The sequence below is a fragment of the Stenotrophomonas sp. 14P6.2.3 genome (assembly GCF_057799055.1).
The window spans coordinates 19,685-36,559 of record NZ_JBYOLA010000028.1 but is presented as its reverse complement, the minus strand read 5'-3'; the positions used below and the strand labels follow the sequence as shown (position 1 = coordinate 36,559).

14 protein-coding genes are annotated in these 16,875 nt (G+C 67.1%); 10 read left to right on the top strand and 4 right to left on the bottom strand.

Going from position 1 to position 16,875, the window contains the following annotated elements:
- Positions 1–5 precede the first annotated feature (5 nt).
- The 5 genes from AC27VL_RS17295 (at position 6) to AC27VL_RS17275 (ending at position 4,450) form a co-directional block, all read left to right on the top strand.
- Entirely contained in the window at positions 6–473 is a 468-nt protein-coding gene (locus AC27VL_RS17295) for a hypothetical protein (RefSeq protein ID WP_089241385.1), read from the top strand.
- Between the two features lie 68 nt (positions 474–541).
- Positions 542–1,270, top strand: coding sequence for an HAD family hydrolase (locus tag AC27VL_RS17290; protein WP_089241387.1), 729 nt, complete (start codon positions 542–544; stop codon positions 1,268–1,270).
- 3 nt (positions 1,271–1,273) lie between these two features.
- On the top strand, positions 1,274–2,641 hold the full coding sequence (locus tag AC27VL_RS17285; protein ID WP_488767566.1) for a leucyl aminopeptidase family protein: 1,368 nt from the start codon (positions 1,274–1,276) through the stop codon (positions 2,639–2,641).
- A 169-nt stretch (positions 2,642–2,810) separates the two neighbouring features.
- Complete coding sequence (locus AC27VL_RS17280; RefSeq protein WP_488767563.1) at positions 2,811–3,917, top strand: catalase family peroxidase; 1,107 nt, start codon at positions 2,811–2,813, stop codon at positions 3,915–3,917.
- Positions 3,914–4,450 carry a cytochrome b gene (locus tag AC27VL_RS17275; protein WP_100554479.1) on the top strand — a complete coding sequence of 179 codons (537 nt, stop codon included), beginning with the start codon at positions 3,914–3,916 and terminating at the stop codon, positions 4,448–4,450. Before AC27VL_RS17280 ends, AC27VL_RS17275 begins: the two co-directional genes overlap by 4 nt.
- 671 nt (positions 4,451–5,121) lie before the next feature.
- Here the strand turns inward: AC27VL_RS17275 and AC27VL_RS17270 are convergent.
- Genes AC27VL_RS17270 through AC27VL_RS17255 form a run of 4 tightly spaced genes read right to left on the bottom strand, consistent with a single transcriptional unit; the run spans position 5,122 to position 8,614 of the window.
- The gene (locus AC27VL_RS17270; RefSeq protein WP_025878350.1) at positions 5,122–5,724 is read right to left on the bottom strand and encodes a response regulator transcription factor; all 603 of its coding nucleotides are present in this window, start codon (positions 5,722–5,724) and stop codon (positions 5,122–5,124) included.
- On the bottom strand, positions 5,721–6,935 hold the full coding sequence (locus AC27VL_RS17265) for a sensor histidine kinase (RefSeq protein WP_488767560.1): 1,215 nt from the start codon (positions 6,933–6,935) through the stop codon (positions 5,721–5,723). Before AC27VL_RS17265 ends, AC27VL_RS17270 begins: the two co-directional genes overlap by 4 nt.
- Positions 6,936–6,941: 6 nt before the next feature.
- Positions 6,942–7,721 carry an ABC transporter permease gene (locus tag AC27VL_RS17260; RefSeq protein ID WP_488767558.1) on the bottom strand — a complete coding sequence of 260 codons (780 nt, stop codon included), beginning with the start codon at positions 7,719–7,721 and terminating at the stop codon, positions 6,942–6,944.
- Complete coding sequence (locus AC27VL_RS17255; RefSeq protein ID WP_488767556.1) at positions 7,718–8,614, bottom strand: ABC transporter ATP-binding protein; 897 nt, start codon at positions 8,612–8,614, stop codon at positions 7,718–7,720. Before AC27VL_RS17255 ends, AC27VL_RS17260 begins: the two co-directional genes overlap by 4 nt.
- 202 nt (positions 8,615–8,816) lie before the next feature.
- Between AC27VL_RS17255 and AC27VL_RS17250 the strand changes: the two genes are divergently transcribed.
- The 5 genes from AC27VL_RS17250 (at position 8,817) to AC27VL_RS17230 (ending at position 16,752) form a co-directional block, all read left to right on the top strand.
- Positions 8,817–10,064, top strand: a complete 1,248-nt coding sequence (locus tag AC27VL_RS17250; protein ID WP_488767554.1) for an efflux RND transporter periplasmic adaptor subunit — start codon at positions 8,817–8,819, stop codon at positions 10,062–10,064.
- A gap of 102 nt (positions 10,065–10,166) precedes the next feature.
- Positions 10,167–10,856, top strand: coding sequence for an ABC transporter ATP-binding protein (locus tag AC27VL_RS17245; protein WP_025878346.1), 690 nt, complete (start codon positions 10,167–10,169; stop codon positions 10,854–10,856).
- Between the two features lie 14 nt (positions 10,857–10,870).
- Positions 10,871–12,028, top strand: coding sequence for an ABC transporter permease (locus tag AC27VL_RS17240; protein ID WP_191078280.1), 1,158 nt, complete (start codon positions 10,871–10,873; stop codon positions 12,026–12,028).
- Between the two features lie 13 nt (positions 12,029–12,041).
- Complete coding sequence (locus AC27VL_RS17235) at positions 12,042–13,358, top strand: ABC transporter permease (RefSeq protein ID WP_488767551.1); 1,317 nt, start codon at positions 12,042–12,044, stop codon at positions 13,356–13,358.
- Positions 13,359–13,893: 535 nt separating this feature from the next.
- Positions 13,894–16,752 (top strand): TonB-dependent receptor, encoded by a 2,859-nt coding sequence (locus AC27VL_RS17230; protein ID WP_100554474.1) that lies wholly within the window; start codon positions 13,894–13,896, stop codon positions 16,750–16,752.
- Positions 16,753–16,875 lie beyond the last annotated feature (123 nt).

Below are 16,875 nucleotides of genomic sequence, written 5' to 3'. Positions count from 1 at the left end.
TTCGGATGACCTCGTTCGCCACACGTTGCCTCGCCCTCGCCTGCCTTGCCACCCCTGCTTTCGCCGCGACGCCGCCGGCAGTCGAGCAGGCGCGTGCCCAGCTGGTCGAAGCGGTCACCTGCCAGCGCCACCTCACCCCCAAGCAGTTCGAAACGATCGCCCAGCTGCTGGCGCCGCCGCCGCTGCGGGCGGAAAACGGGGAGTCCAGCGGTGAGTTCCTGTTGACCACGCCGCTGATGGTGCTGGGCCAGCCAGTGAACCGCCTGCAGGCGTACGACGGCGACAGCGGCGAGGATGGCGTCGACAGTTTCACCGCGTACTTCAGCACCGCCAGCGTCGAACAGATCGCGGCACTGGCGAAGCTGTCCGACCCAGTGGCAGGCAGCTACACGCGGGAAGTGGGCCGGCACAACCTGGATGTGCAGCGGTTCGACGGCCAGACCACCATCGGCTGCTCCTACGACCTGCGCTGACGCACCCTGCAGCGCCCCCTGCCCGTCGCGCGCATGAAAGCGCGCGCGGGCAGGCGTAGAATGGCGGGGTGAAATTTCCTGTCCTTGCCATTACCCTCGACCTCGACGATACGCTGTGGCCGTTCGCTCCGATCGGCGCCCGCATCGACCAGGTCCTGTTCGACTGGATGCGTGAACACAGCCCCGCCACCGCCGCGATGTATCCGGTGGCGGCCATGCGCGAACTGCGCGAGCGCTCGTTCCGCGACAACCCCCACCTGCATTTCGACCTGAGCGCGCTGCGCCGGCTGACGATCCAGGAGGCGCTGGAAAACAGTGGCGCCAGCCTGGATCTTCTGGAACCGGCGTATGAAGTGTTCTACGCCGCGCGCAACCAGGTGGAGTGCTACCCCGATGCGCTCGACGCCCTGGCGCGGATCGCCGCGCGGGTGCCGGTGGCCGCGTTGAGCAACGGCAACGCCGACCTGGAACGGATCGGCCTGGCCCATCACTTCAGCTTCCAGCTGGGCGCGCGCGAGCATGGCGCGGCCAAGCCCGAAGCGAGCATTTTCCACGCCGCCTGCGACCGCCTGGGCGTCGCCCCGGCGCAGGTGCTGCACGTGGGCGACCACGTCGAGATGGACGTGGCCGGCGCGATGGCTGCCGGCCTGCGCGGCTGCTGGATCAACCGCGAAGCGGCCACCTGGAACCATCCGCAGCTGCAGCCTGACCTGCAGTTCGACACCCTCACCGGCCTGGCCGATTGGCTCGATGCCAACCTCGACGCCGCCGACGCTGACGAATCCCGGAGTACCTGACGCATGAGCGAGATCACTGGTTTCACCGCCGACACCACCGCCGCGCTGCCGTTGCACGTGCTGGACCGCAGCCAGTTCGAGGCGTGGAAGAACAGCCAGTCCGCTGCGACCCAGGCGTGGTTGAAGTCGCAAGGCTTCACTGCCGGCGCGCATTCGGTTGCGCTGCTGCCTGGCGCCGATGGCCTGGCGGGCGCGGTGATCGGTGTCGGCGATCGCGCCGATGCCTACAGCTACGCCCATGCACCGCATGCCCTGCCGGAAGGCAGCGTGTGGCAGCTGGCCAGCGAACTGCCGGCCGCCGAACAGGCGCTGCTGCAGCTGGGCTGGGGCCTGGGCAGCTACCGCTTCGACCGCTACCGCAAGCGCAACCGCACGCCGGCCCAGCTGGTTGCCGCACCGACCGGCGAGGTGGCCGACCTGATCGCCGCCAGCCTGCGCGTGCGTGACTGGGTGAACACGCCGACCGAAGACATGGGCCCGCAGCAGCTGGAAGACGCCGCGCGTGCACTGGCTGAAGCGCATGGCGCGCAGATGGAAGCCATCACCGGCGACGAACTGCTGGCGCAGAACTTCCCGGCCATCCATGCGGTGGGCCGTGCCTCGCACCGCGCGCCGCGGCTGATCGTGCTGCGCTGGGGCAAGGCGTCCGACCCGGCGCTGGCGCTGGTCGGCAAGGGCGTGTGCTTCGATACCGGCGGCCTGGACATCAAGCCGGCCGATGGCATGCGCAACATGAAGAAGGACATGGGCGGTGCCGCACACGCGCTGGCACTGGCCGGGCTGGTGATGGCCCAGCAGTTGCCGGTGCGCCTGACGCTGCTGGTGCCGGCGGTGGAAAATGCGATCGGCCCGGATGCCTTCCGTCCGGGCGAAGTGATCGCCACCCGCAAGGGCCTGAGCGTGGAGATCGACAACACTGACGCCGAAGGCCGGGTGATCCTGTGCGACGCGCTGACCTTCGCCGGTGAGCAGAAGCCGGACCTGGTGCTGGACTTCGCCACCCTGACCGGCGCCGCACGCATCGCGCTGGGCCCGGATCTGCCGGCACTGTTCAGCAACGATGACACGGTTGCCCAGCAGTGGCTGCAGGCTGGCGACGCCACCCGCGACCCGGTGTGGCGCATGCCGCTGTGGCGCCCGTACCTGCGTTACCTGAGCAGCGGCATCGCCGACCTGGCCAACGCCGGTTCGCGCATGGCCGGCTCGGTGACCGCCGCGCTGTACCTGGAACGCTTCCTGGAAGATGGCCAGCGCTGGGCACATCTGGACGTGTACGCCTGGAACGACGGCGAGCGCCCGGGCCGCCCGGCCGGTGGCGAAGCACTCGCCCTGCGTTCGGCCTGGGCGATGCTGAAAGCGCGTTACGCCTGATGCAGCCGCCGGGCATGGCCCGGCGCTGCCGATGCCGGGGCGGGTGCTGATCCTGGTCGGCACTGCATTCCCGGCAAATCTGACGAAAAATTGAATTTCGGCTCCGGCCGGGTTCTGCGAGGATGTGGTGGTCGCCCACCCACACGTCCGTGAAGGCAGGACTCCGACCATGTCGCTCTTCCGCTACACCCGCGCCGGCCAAGGGCCGCAGTCACCGCGCACGCATTCACCGCTGCCCTGGATCGCCCTGATCGCGCTGATGCTGGGCATCGTCGCCCTCGCGTTTGCCTGGTTGGCCGGCTGGATCGGCCGCGACCGGCTGACCGCGCAGCGCTTCACCGACACCATCGAGGCCACCGGCCCTGCGCATCCCGGCTTCCGCCGCGCGCACAGCAAGGGCGTGTGCGTGAGTGGTTGGTTCGAACCCAGCGCGCAGGCACCCACGCTGTCCAGTGCGAGGGTGTTCTCGCAGGCGCGCGTGCCGGTGATGGGCCGCCTGTCGATCGGCGGCGGTGACCCCTACGGCGCCGACAACACCGCACGGGTACGCAGCATCGCGGTGCAGATGGTCAGCGATGATGGCCAGGAATGGCGGATGGCGATGAACAGCTTCCCGTTCTTCGCCGTGCCCACTGCCGAGGCCTTCTACGAGCAGACCCGCGCGCAGATTCCGGACCCCGCCACCGGCAAGCCCGACCCGCAGAAGATGGCTGCCGTGCTGGCGAAGTACCCCAGCGCACAGGCGTTCCAGCAGTGGGCCAAGAGCGCACCGTGGACCAGCAGCTGGGCCAACACCACCTTCAACAGCGTCAACAGCTTCTGGTTCACCAACGCGCAGGGACAGAAGCGCGCGGTGCGCTGGCGCTGGCAGCCGCAGGCAGCGGTGGTGGAGATGGATGCGGACGCACGCAAGCAGGCCAACGTCGATTTTCTCAGCCAGGAGCTGCAGCAACGCCTGGCCACAGGCCCGGTGCGCTGGAACCTGGTGGTCAGCCTGGCCGCGCCCGGCGATGCCATTGATGATCCCTCGGTACCGTGGCCCGAGTCGCGTGACCAAGTGGTGGCCGGTGTGCTCAGCCTCGACCGCATGCAGTCGCAGGAAGAAGGTGCCTGCGGCCAGCTCAACTTCGACCCACTGATCGTGCCCAGCGGCGTGCGCGGCAGTGATGACCCGATCCTGGCGGCGCGCTCGGCGGTGTATTCGCAATCCTTCAACCGCCGCGAACGCGAGCGCGCCAGCGGCAACGTCGAGCAACCGAAGGAGGCTGCACGATGAACACCGGCAACGGCCACTTCAACCTGCTCGCCCGGGTGCTGCACTGGTCCATGGCGCTGATGATCATCGCGATGCTGTTCGTCGGCGTGACCATGGTCGCCTCGCTGCACCTGCGGCCGATGCTGATCGACCTGCACCGGCCGCTGGGCATCGCCATCCTGCTGCTGGTGGTGCTGCGCCTGTACAACCGCCTGCGCCACCGTCCACCACCGCTGCCGGCGGATCTTCCCGCATGGCAGGTGCTGGCGGCGAAGGCTTCGCACTGGATGCTGTACGCGTTGATGCTGGCGATGCCGCTGATCGGCTGGGCAATGCTGTCGGCCGGCGGCTACCCGATCGTGCTGGGCGGTGGCCTGCACCTGCCACCGATCGTGCCGCACACTCCAGCGCTGTACGCCGCGCTGCGCAATGCGCACAGTCTGCTGGCCTATGTGTTGTTCGCCACGGTGCTGATGCACGTGGGTGCGGCACTGTTCCACTTGTGGGTGCGCCGCGATGGCGTGTTCCAGGCGATGGCGCGCGGGAAGGATTGACTGGGTTCGCCGGTTGTTCCCGGCGGGTCATTTCCGCGACCGCGGAGGGGCGTCACTTTCTTTGCTCGTGCACCGCGCTGCAGGAGCAGCGCGGAGCGGCGTAGCCGGCCCGTAGGGTGGCGCACATGGATGTGCGCCATCAAGAAAGTAACCAAAGAAACGCTCCGCCGACCGCGAGCCGACGTGCTTCGCACGCCGGTGCCCTGCGCTCCTCGGTCCGTCGAGGGACGGCGCGGGAACTCGCTGCGCTCAGACACCCGCGCCTCTGCGCCCTCGCCGGACCTGCGGTGCTCGGCTCGCTTGAAGGCGGACGGGAGGGGCAAGGGCAACAGCAACAGCAACAGCAACAGCAACAGCAACAGCATCCACGCATGGCGTCGATCTACTGGGTGCAACATCGGCTTTTGACGTTGGGTCCGCCTTCTAGCGAGCCGAGCATCGCAGGGGAATCAGGGGCGTAGAGGCGCCGATGTCTGAGCGCAGCGAGTTCGGCGCCGTCCCCTGATTCACCGAGAAGCGCAGGGCACCGGTGCGCAGCACCGGCTCGCGACCTGGCGGCGTGTTTCTTTGGTTACTTTCTTTGCACGAGCAAAGAAAGTGACACCCCTCCGCGGTCGCGGAAATGATCCGCCGGGCATGGCCCGGCGCTACCGGTGCGTCGGCGCACGCTACTACAACCACCCCTTCTGCCGCGCCAGCCGATACGCCTCGATCCTGTTGGCCACGCCCAGCTTGCCGATGCATTCGGACAGGTAATTGCGCACTGTGCCGTGCGACAACCCCAGCTGCTCGGCGATCTCGCTGGCGGTGCGACCTTCGCCCGCCAAGCGCAGCACGCGGCGCTCGCGGTCGGTCAGCGGATCGGCCTGCGACCACGCATCCAGCGCCAACTGCGGGTCGATCGCGCGGATGCCCTGCTTCACCTTGCGCAGTGCCTCGGCCAGGTTCTCGGCCGGTGCATCCTTCAACAGATAGCCCAGCACGCCTGCTTCCAATGCACGGCGCAGGAAACCGGCGCGGGCGAAGGTGGTCACGATCACCACTTTGATCGGCAGTTCATGGCGGGCGATGCGCTGGGCCAGCTCCAGCCCGCTCAGCCCGGGCATTTCAATGTCGGTGACCAGGATGTCCGGCTGCAGCTGCTGCAGCATGCGCCACGCGGCTTCGCCGTCGGCTGCACTGCCCAGTACCTCGATATCCGGTTCCAGGCCCAGCAGCGCCGACAGCGCGCCACGCACCATCGCCTGATCCTCGGCCAGCAGGATGCGGATCATGCCGCGCCTCCCTGTGCCAGCGATGCCGGCGACAGCGGCGTAGTCGCGGCCACCAGGGGCACGCGCACGGTCAGCACCGTGCCTTCCCCGCGCGGCGACTGCAGCGTCAACTGGCCACCCAGCGCCGCTGCCCGCTCACGCATGCCACACAATCCATTGCCTTCGGCCTGCACGCCGCCACGGCCGTCATCGCGTATCTGCATCGCCAACTGTCGGTCCTCAAATATGAAATCCACCTGCACCCGGGTCGCCTGCGCGTGGCGCACGATGTTGGTCGCCGCCTCGCGCAGCACCAGTGCCAGCCCACGCTCTACCTCCACCGGCATCGGCGGCGGCGGCATGTACTGCAGGTGTACCTGCTGGCATTCCAGCAGCAGGCGTGCCGAGGCCAGTTCGCCGGCCAGGTCGCTGGCGCGGATGCCGGTGACCGCACTGCGTACCTGTGCCAGCGCCTCGCGCGCGATGTCCTCGGCCTCGCCGATTTCCTGCCGGGCACGCGCGTCATCGCGGTCGTACAGCTTGCGCGCCAGTTCCAGCTTCAGCGTGATCAATGACAGCGTATGCCCCAGCAGGTCATGCAGATCACGGCCGATGCGCTCGCGCTCGGCGGTGGTCGCCAGGCGCCGCACCTCATCCTGGGACAGCTGAAGGGCGACGTCGCGCTGATGGCTCAAGGCCTCCACGTTCACCACCAGCCCGACAATGAACGACACCGCCGGCATCCACACCATGGCCTGCCACGGATAACCGAAATAGAGCGCAGTGCTGCAGAACAGGAGATTCAGGCCAGTGAGCTGCATCAGGTACACCCACCAACCGCCGCGGCTGCTCATGCGGATCATCACGCAGCCGAACACGAAGTAGCTCAATCCCGACGGATACCAAGGCAGCAGTACCAGGGCCATCGCAATCATGGCCAGCGCGTAGCGCCAGGCGTGGTGCCGTGGCGCCAGCATCACCTTGGCATAGAACAGCAGGAACAACGGATAGCTGGCCAGCGTCAGCAACAACCAGCGCAGCGTGAAGCCATTCCCGAGCACCGGGGTGAGGAAGATCCAGACCGACCACAGCAGGTGGATCGCACCACTCCAGGGCGACTTGCGACGCCGCAGCAGTTCGGCCACCGCCGAATCCGGTGCGGGGCGCAGCAGGGATGCAAGCCAGCTCGGTGGCACGGAAGATTCCAGGCGGGGACGATCGCTGCCGATCATGCCAGTTCAGCCGACCCGGCGCAGGCGGCGGCGCGCCAGCAGCAGTGCGACTGCACTCACACCCAGCAACACCAGCAGATGGCCAACGGCACCGCCACGTGCCGGCTGGCCAAGAATGGGCAGGGCCAGCTGCGCCAGATGCCAGGTCGGCCACAGCGGCGCCATCGTCGAAAACACCGTCGGCAACGCCGACAACGGCAGCCACAGCCCCGACAGCAGGGCCAGCGGCAGGTAGACCAGGTTGACGATGGCCGGTGCCGCGCTGGCGCCGACGTGGCTGCCGATCAGCAGGCCGATCGACCCCAGCGGCAATGCCGCAAACGCGGCCACGGCCAGCAGCTGCAGTACCTGCACCGCCTGCAGCTGCACGCCGCCGAAGAGGCACGCCACCGCCATCAGCATCGCGGCGATCAGCACCGCGAACAGCATGGCCATTGCCAACCGCGCCAGCAGCGGCGCTGCAGAAGGCAACGGCAGTGCGCGCTTGAGTGTCAGCAGGCCGCCTTCGCGGTCCAGCGCCAGCTGCACGCCAAAGCCAAACAGCGAGGGCGCCATCGCGCCGAACACGCAATAGGTGGCCAGCAGATAGACCGGTGCGTGGCCACGGCCCAGCAGTACGCCGAACAACAGGTAGAACAGCACCGGGAACAACAACGAGGGCAGCACGAATGATGGCGAGCGCCAGGCGCGACGCAGCTCGGCCAGCAGTTCAGCGCGATAGGGGCGCAGCACACGCAGCCAGGCGGAGCGCGCTGCGGCGCCGGTGGTACGGGTCAACGTGTTCATGCTGCCTCCCGGGTCAGGTCGAGGAAGGCGTCGGCCAGTGCCGCGCCCTGTACTTCCAGTTCACGCAGCTGCGCATCGGCGGCGAGCAGGCGGGCCACCACCGGCTCGGCCGGGCTGGCCAGCACCTGCAGATGTTCGCCATCGCGCTGCACCTGCTGGACGCCGGGCCAGCGCTGCACCTCGTCGACAGCCAGCGTGCTGCGGCAGCGGATGCGTCGCGGCCGGTCGGCCAGGCGCAGTTCGGACAGCGGCGCATCGGCCACTACCCTGCCCTGCTCCAGCACCACCACCCGTTGCGCCAGCGCCTCGGCTTCTTCCAGGTAGTGGGTGGTCAGCAGCACACCGCAGCCTTCGGCCACCAGCTGCCGGATCGCCTGCCACATCGCCTGCCGCGCCTGGATGTCCAGGCCGGTGGTGGGCTCATCGAGGAACAGCACGCGCGGGCGGCCGCAGATGGCAATGGCGAACTGCACACAGCGCTGCTGCCCGCCGGACAGCTGGCCATAGCGACGCCGGGCAAGGTCCTGCAGGCCCACACGCTGCAGTACGTCGCCCAGCGGCAGCGGATCCGGATAGCAGGCACTGGCCTGCGCCACCAGTTCATCCACCTGCAGCATCGGCGGCAGGCTGGTGCTCTGCAGCATCACGCCGAGGCCGAGCCGATGATCGCGTTGCTGCGGATCACCGCCCAGCAGCTCGACCTGGCCGGCGTCGGCGCGACGCAGGCCCAACAGCACGCTGATCGCGGTACTCTTGCCGGCACCGTTGCGGCCCAGCAGGGCCAGTACCTGGCCAGCGCGGACCTGCAGGTCGATGCCGTGCAGGGCGGTATGGTCGCGGTAACGCACCTGCACCTGCTGCAGGCGGGCCAGCGACGGAGCGATCGGATCCATGGGCAGTACCGGTAGCGGGGACGTTGCCATCCTGTGCCGCCGTGGTCACATTTCGCAGTTGCTGCCGTCAATGACATCGGATGACAGCTGTCACTGCCATCGCCGATGCACCTGCCTTCATGCTGTGCCGCACGCTCCACCGCCGGAACCGCCGCAGTCTGCCCTTCCGGTCACACCCGCCCGAACGCCTGTGATGGAACGAATGAACGCTTCTGCCGAGCTGTTGAAGGAACTCCGTATCGACCGCAAGTCGCCGCCGCCTGCCTCCAGTGGTGGCAGTGGTGGCCGCCGCTGGCTGTGGATCGCCGTGGTCGTGATCATCGTGCTGCTGGCCGGCGGTGCGTTCGCACTGTTCGGCCGCGCGCCCACCGTGGAAGTGGACACCGCGCCGGCCGTGGCCATCCAGCAGGGCAGCGCCAGCAGTTCGGTGCTCGATGCCAGCGGCTATGTGGTCGCCCGGCGCATGGCCACGGTGTCGGCCAAGATCACCGGCAAGGTGCGCGAGGTGATGATCGAAGAAGGCATGCGGGTGGAACAGGGGCAGATCATGGCCACCCTGGACCCGATCGATGCCGACGCGCAGCGCAGCCTGTATGCCTCGCAGCTGCAGTCCGCGCGCAGCCAGGTGGCCGGCCTGGAAGCCCAGCAGAAGCAGGCCGCCGCCGAGGCCAGCCGCCTGCAGGCACTGGTCGGCCAGCAGCTGGTCTCGCGCTCACAGTACGACCAGGCTGTGGCCCAACGTGACAGCCTGCGTGCGCAGCTGGAAACCGCACGACGCAACGTCAAGGTTGCCAACGACCAGCTGTCCATCGCCGACCTCGGCGTGGACAACAACATCGTACGCGCGCCGTTCTCCGGCGTGGTCACCGCCAAGGCCGCGCAGCCTGGTGAGATCGTCTCGCCGCTGTCGGCCGGCGGTGGCTTCACCCGTACCGGCATCGGCACCATCGTCGACATGGAATCGCTGGAGATCGAAGTCGAGGTCGGTGAAGCCTTCATCGGCCGCGTGCAACCGAAGATGCCGGTGGAAGCCACGCTCAACGCGTACCCGGACTGGAAGATCCCGGCCGAGGTGATCGCCATCATTCCCACCGCTGACCGCGGCAAGGCCACGGTGAAGGTGCGGGTGGCACTGAAAGTGAAAGACCCGCGCATCGTGCCGGAGATGGGCGTGCGGGTCAGCTTCCTGGAACAGGCGCAGCCACAGGCGGCGACCAAGCCGCAGGGTGTTCGCGTGCCGGGCGGTGCCGTGGTCCAGCGCGAGGGCGCGTCGGTGGCCTTCGTGCTGGGCGACGAGAACCGCGTCCAGCAGCGCACGGTCGAAGCCGGCCAAGCGATGGGCAAGGACCGCCAGATCCTCAAGGGCGTGAGCGCGGGGGAGTCGGTGGTGGTCAACCCGCCGGACACCCTGCGCGACGGCACCAAGGTCAAGCAGAAGCAAGCGCAGTAACGGCCCGGCGCCCGCGGGCGCCGCCGGCAGCACCGCTCGACGCACGCCCGCGGCCTCCGCCGGTGCGCTTCCCCGTTTCCCGCCTTTCGTGGAGAACCACCCATGTCGACCCTGGTTTCACTGCGCAACATCACCAAGACCTACCAGCGTGGCCCCGAGAAGGTGCAGGTGCTGCACGGCATCGACCTGGATATCGCCAGCGGCGATTTCGTCGCGCTGATGGGCCCGTCCGGTTCCGGCAAGACCACCCTGCTCAACCTGATCGGCGGCCTGGACAACCCCACGGGCGGCGAGATCAGCATCGAAGGCGAACGCATCGACCAGATGAGCGGCGGCCAGCTGTCGACGTGGCGCAGCCATCACGTCGGCTTCGTGTTCCAGTTCTACAACCTGATGCCGATGCTGACCGCGCAGAAGAACGTGGAACTGCCGTTGCTGCTGACCCACCTCAGCGCGGCGCAGCGCAAGCGCAACGCCGAGATCGCGCTGACCCTGGTCGGCCTGGCCGACCGCCGCAGCCATCGCCCCAACGAACTGTCCGGCGGCCAGCAGCAGCGCGTGGCGATTGCCCGCGCGATCGTCTCCGACCCGACGTTCCTGATCTGCGACGAACCGACCGGCGATCTCGACCGCCAGTCCGCCGAAGAGATCCTGGGCCTGCTGCAGCAGCTCAACCGCGAACACGGCAAGACCATCATCATGGTCACCCATGACCCGAAGGCCGCCGAGTACGCCACCCACACGGTGCACCTGGACAAGGGCGAGCTGGCTGACGCCCCGCTGGCCCACTGACGGAGGCCACAGCGATGAAATACTTCTCGTTGGTCTGGGCGCAGCTGTTCCGCAGCCGCACCCGCACCCTGTTGACGCTGCTGTCGGTGGTGGCCGCGTTCCTGCTGTTCGGCATGCTCGACTCGGTACGCGTGGCGTTCTCTTCCGGTGGCAGTGTGGAAGGCGCCAACCGGCTGGTGACAGCCTCGCGCCTGTCGATCACCCAGTCGCTGCCGATCCGCCTGGAAGCGCAGATCCGCCAGGTCAGCGGCGTGCGCGATGTCACCTACGGCATGTGGTTCGGCGGCATCTACCAGGACCCGAAGAACTTCTTCCCCAATTTCTCGGTGGCGCCGAACTACTTCGATGTCTACCGAGAACTGCAGATCGACCCGGCGCAGCTGCAGGACTGGCAGCAGACCCGCACCGGCGCGATCGTCGGCGAGACGCTGGCCAAGCAGTTCGGCTGGAAGGTCGGCGACACCATCCCGCTGCAGGCCACCATCTTCCCGCGCGGCGGCAGCAACGACTGGCCGCTGGAACTGAAGGGCATCTACCGCTCGAAGGATCGCGCGTTGGCGGCCAACGAAGAACGCCAGTTGATGATGAACTGGAAGTACTTCGATGAGTCCAACGACTACATCAAGAACCAGGTGAGCTGGTACACGGTGACGCTGGACAACCCGGATCAGTCTTCGCGGGTGGCGCAGGCCATCGATGCGATCTCGGCCAACTCCGACCACGAAACCAAGACCCAGACCGAGTCGGCGTTCCAGCAGGCGTTCGTCAAGCAGTTCGCCGACATCGGCATGATCGTCACCTCGATCATGGGTGCGGTGTTCTTCACACTGCTGCTGTTGACCGGCAACACCATGGCGCAGGCGGTGCGCGAGCGCGTTCCGGAACTGGCGACACTGAAGACGCTGGGCTTCAAGGACAGCACGGTGCTGACCCTGGTGATGGTCGAATCGGTGCTGCTGATCGGCCTCGGTGGACTGCTCGGCATGGGCCTGGCGGCGCTGATCCTGCCGGCCATCAGCCCGAAGAGCATGGGCATGCTGCCGCCGCACGTACCGACGCCGACCTGGCTGGTGGGCATCGTCCTGATCGTGGTGATCGGCATCGTGGTCGGGCTGCTGCCTGCACTGCGTGCCAAGCGCCTGAAGATCGTCGACGCGCTCGCCGGCCGCTGAAGAGGACACCGACATGAACAAGCTCAAGAAGTGGCTGGGAAACGCGGTGACCGTGCTGTTGCTGGCCGTCGGCCTGGCCGTGTGGATCGGCCTGCCGTGGATCGGCGTGCTGGCCATCGCGGTGCTGGTGGGGTTGTGGCTGGCGCTCACCCGCAGTGGACGGCTGGCGCTGGCCGCCACCCGCATCGGCATTGCCAGCCTGCCGCAGCGCTGGGGTGCGTCCTCGGTGATCGTGGTCGGCATCGCCGGCGTGGTCGGCGTGCTGGTGGCGATGCTGGCGATGGGTGAAGGCTTCCAGGCCACGCTCAACAACACCGGCGATGACACCACCGCGATCGTGCTGCGCGGCGGTTCGCAGGCCGAGACCAACTCGGTCATCACCCGCGAACAGGTCCCTACGCTGTCCACCCTGCCCGGCATCACCCGCGATGCGCAGGGACGGCCGCTGCTGTCGCCGGAGCTGTCGCAGGTGGTCAATCTGGTGTCCAAGGCCGATGGCACCGACGTCAACGCGCAGTTCCGCGGTGTCGGCCCGCAGGCGTGGGCCGTGCATGACAAGGTCAAGATCGTCGAAGGCCGCCGGTTCGCCGCCGGCCTGCGCGAGATCGTGGTCGGCCAGGGCGCCAAAAGCCAGTTCCGCGACATGGACGTTGGCAAGACGCTCACCCTGGGCAACCAGACCTGGACGGTCGTGGGTGTGTTCGCTACCGGCGATGCGCATGACTCGGAACTGTGGACCGACGCCGATACGCTGGCCACCACCTATCAGCGCAGTGCCTGGCAGTCGATCAGCGTGCGCACCGACGGCAAGGCCGGCTTCGAGCAGTTCAAGACCGCTGTCGCCGCCGATCCGCGCCTGAAGCTGGACGTGGAAACCACCCGCGTCTACTACAGCAAACAGGGTGGCGGGTTGACCAAGCTGATCGACATCCTTGGCAAGGTGATCGGCACCATCATGGCCGTAGGCGCAGTGTTCGGCGCACTCAACACGATGTATGCCGCCGTGGCCACGCGCGCACGCGAGATCGCCACGATGCGTGCGATCGGCTTCCGTGGCCTGCCGGTGGTGACTGCGGTGATGCTGGAAACCATGCTGCTGGCGCTGCTCGGCGGACTGCTGGGGTGTGCGGTGGCGTGGCTGCTGTTCAACGGCTACAGCGTATCCACCATCGGCAGCAACTTCAGCGCGGTGGTGTTCAAGTTCCATGTATCGCCGGAACTGCTGTGGAGTGGACTGAAATGGGCGCTGGGTATCGGCCTGGTGGGTGGATTGTTCCCGGCGCTGCGCGCGGCACGGCTGCCGATCACCACGGCGCTGCGCGAGACCTGAGCACCAGGCATTGATTGAATGAGCGTTGCGCAGGGGACGGAGCGAAGGCTCCGTCCCTTTTTGTTTGCGCGCCATCCACGCATGGCGTGGATCTACTGTGCGGCTATCCACGCATGGCGTGGATCTACTGTGGGGCCATCCACGCATGGCGTGGATCTACTGTGCGGCTATCCACGCATGGCGTGGATCTACTGTGCGGCCATCCACGCATGGCGTGGATCTACCGATGTGGCGCGTGCGGGATCCAGTAGATCCACGCCATGCGTGGATGGATGCATGCGCACTCGCATCGCTACAGAATGCGCGAACACCGCCGCTATCGATGCCTCTGCCCATCGCAGACACAACGCGCGTGACGTTGCGCACAGTGCACCTGTGGATTGTTGGTTGCGATTCATTTTCGCGGCGTTACAGCGCGCGCGGACAAACAGTTACCAATGAAAACACTCTAGAATCCGGCCCCCACGTTGGTTTGCAGCACCCCACGCGTCCATAGAACGGACGCATGTTTTTTCTGAAACACGAGATTTCACGGATGTCCCTGAAGACCACCCCGCTGCGCAACGCGATCGTCATCGCGCTGGCCGCCAGCTGCACCACGCCCGCTTTCGCACAGGAAGCCGGTGATACCCCCACCAACCTCGACCGCATCGAGATCACCGGCTCGCGCATCCGCCAGGCCAGTGTCGAGACCGCGCAGCCGGTGGTGGCAATCAACCGCGCCGACATCGAGAAGAAGGGCTACGTCAACGTTGCCGACATCCTGCAGGACGTCACTGCAGCCGGCGCACCGAGCCTGAGCCGTTCGTCCTCGCTGAGCTCCTCGCGCGATTTCGGCGGCATGTATGTCAGCCTGCGCAACCTCGGCCCGGAACGCAGCCTGGTGCTGATCGACGGCCGCCGCATGGGCGTCAGCGCCGGCGGTTACTCCGACCTGGCCTCGATTCCGTCCGCCATCGTCGAGCGCGTGGAAGTGCTGACCGACGGCGCTTCGGCGCTGTACGGCTCGGACGCCATCGCCGGTGTGGTCAACATCATCACCCGCAAGAACTTCGATGGTGGCGAAGCCAGCGTCTATGTCGGCCAGTACGGTGAAGGCGACGGCCAGAAGCGCTCCTACAGCGCCACCTTCGGCAAGACCTTCGACCGCGGCTGGTTCAGCGTCGGTGCCGAGCGCACCAAGGAAGACGAAATCCTCGGCGATGCGCGCGAGTTCAGCCGTTACCCGGGTGGCCCGCGCCACGCCGACGACGTCGACGCGCTGAGCCCGACCACCCAGTGGGGCACCGTCACCGTCGGTGGCAAGCCGCTGACCGTTGGCCCGGGCGGCGACCCGAGCAGCGCTGGCAACTTCCACACGCCGAACCCGGCAGATGGTGCCAACGCCAAGACCAACATGAGCCTGCTGAGCGGCCTGGAGCGCACCTCGGTGTTCGCCAACGGCGGCTTCTCGATCACCGACAACCTGCGCATCGTCGCCGACGCGCTGTACAGCAAGCGCGAGTCGACCAAGCACCTGGCCGGCTACCCGTACTCGGTCTCGGCTGCGCAGTCCCGCAACGGCACCCGCGCTGCCCTGTCCAAGGACAGCACCTTCAACAAGTGGGGCCAGGACGTGCTGTTCTCGCACCGCACCGAAGAGCTGCCGCGCGGTACCGAGAACACGCTGGAAACCAAGCGTGCCAGCCTCGGCCTGGAAGGCAGCTTCGAAACCGGTTCGCGTTACTGGGACTGGAACGTCAGCTACATGTACAACCGCAATGAAGGCGAGCGCGTTGGCACCGGCAGCATGTACCAGCCGCACGTCAACCTGGCCGTCGGCCCGTCCTTCATGGACGGCGGCGTTGCCCGCTGCGGTACGCCGGGTGCGGTGATCGCCGGCTGCGTGCCGTGGAATCCCGCTGCACCGATGGGCTACACCGGCCCGGGCTCGCTGGGCAACCAGGACGTGCAGGACTACCTGTTCACCCGCTTCGTCGACAAGATGCGCAGCACCACCAAGGTCGCCAGCGCCAACATCTCCGGCTCGCTGTTCACCCTGCCGGCCGGCGACATCATGGGCGCGATGGGCTTCGAGCACCGCAGCGAAGAAGCCAGCTACACCCCGGACCTGATGGTGCAGAAGGGCCAGATCGCCGGCACCACCGGCCAGCCGACCCGTGGCGACTACTCGCTCAACGAGGTCTACCTGGAAATGCAGGTGCCGCTGCTGGCCGACATGGCCTTCGCCCGTGAGCTGTCGCTGGACCTGGCCGGTCGCTACACCGACTACAACACCTTCGGTTCGACCACCAACAGCAAGTTCGGCCTGAAGTGGAAGCCGATCGACAGCCTGCTGGTGCGCGCCACCTACGGCACCGGCTTCCGTGCACCCACCGTGGACGATCTCTACGGCGGCGCGGTGTCCAGCCGCGATTCGTTCACCGACCCGTGCGATACGAAGTTCGGCATCGCCGCCAGCAGCCCGACCGTGGCAGCGCGCTGCCAGGCGCTGAACGTGCCGGCCAACTTCCGTCAGCAGACCGGTTCGGACGGCAACCTTGCCAACCGCCCGGGCCAGCAGGCCACCTCCGATTTCAACTCCGGCTCCAACCCGGAACTGAAGCCGGAAACCGCCAAGACCTGGACCGTCGGCCTGGTCTACAGCCCGGAATTCGTGCAGGGCTTGGACGTCAGCCTGGACTGGTGGAAGATCCGCATCGACAACGCCATCGTCGGCGAGTCGGCCACCGACATCCTCAACCAGTGCTACGTGCAGGGTGTGGATTCGGCCTGCGGTCGCTTCACCCGTTCCACCGCTGCGGCCACCCGTGGCCAGGTCTCGGCACTGGATCGCTCGCTGGTCAACGCCGGCTACCGCGAAACCGCCGGCTATGACATCGGTGTGCGTTACCGCCTGCCGGAAACCGCGTACGGCAAGTTCGCCATCAACTGGAACACCACCTACACCGACTACCTGGAGCAGCGCAACGACAGCGCCGCCACCACCCCGGTGGAGCAGCGTGTGGGCTGGGCCGGCGACTTCCGCGTGCGTTCGACCGTCAACCTGGATTGGCAGTACGGCAACCTGGGCATCGGCTGGACCGCCCGTTACTACTCGGGCATGAAGGAAGCCTGCTCGTACGATCTGGGCGGTGGCCCGGACTGCAACATGGCCGACTTCGTTTCGCCGTATACCGATGCACAGCCGAGCCGCAAGGTGGGTTCCAACACCTTCCACGACCTGCAGGTGCGTTACAGCCTGCCGTGGGATGGCACCGTGTCGCTGGGCCTGAACAACGTGTTCGACCACCAGGGTCCGATCATGTACAGCCAGCCGAACAGCAGCTTCACCTACTACGGTGGCTTCGATATCGGTCGTTTCATGTACATGAAGTACCAGCAGCGCTTCTAAGCCTGCAACCGCGTTCCCGCCCCGGCCAACTCTCTCCTGGCCGTGGATGGAAGCAGAACGGCGCCCCTCGGGGCGCCGTTCTTTTTTTGCGGGGTCGGACCCCTTCGCTCCGCGAAGGGCTCT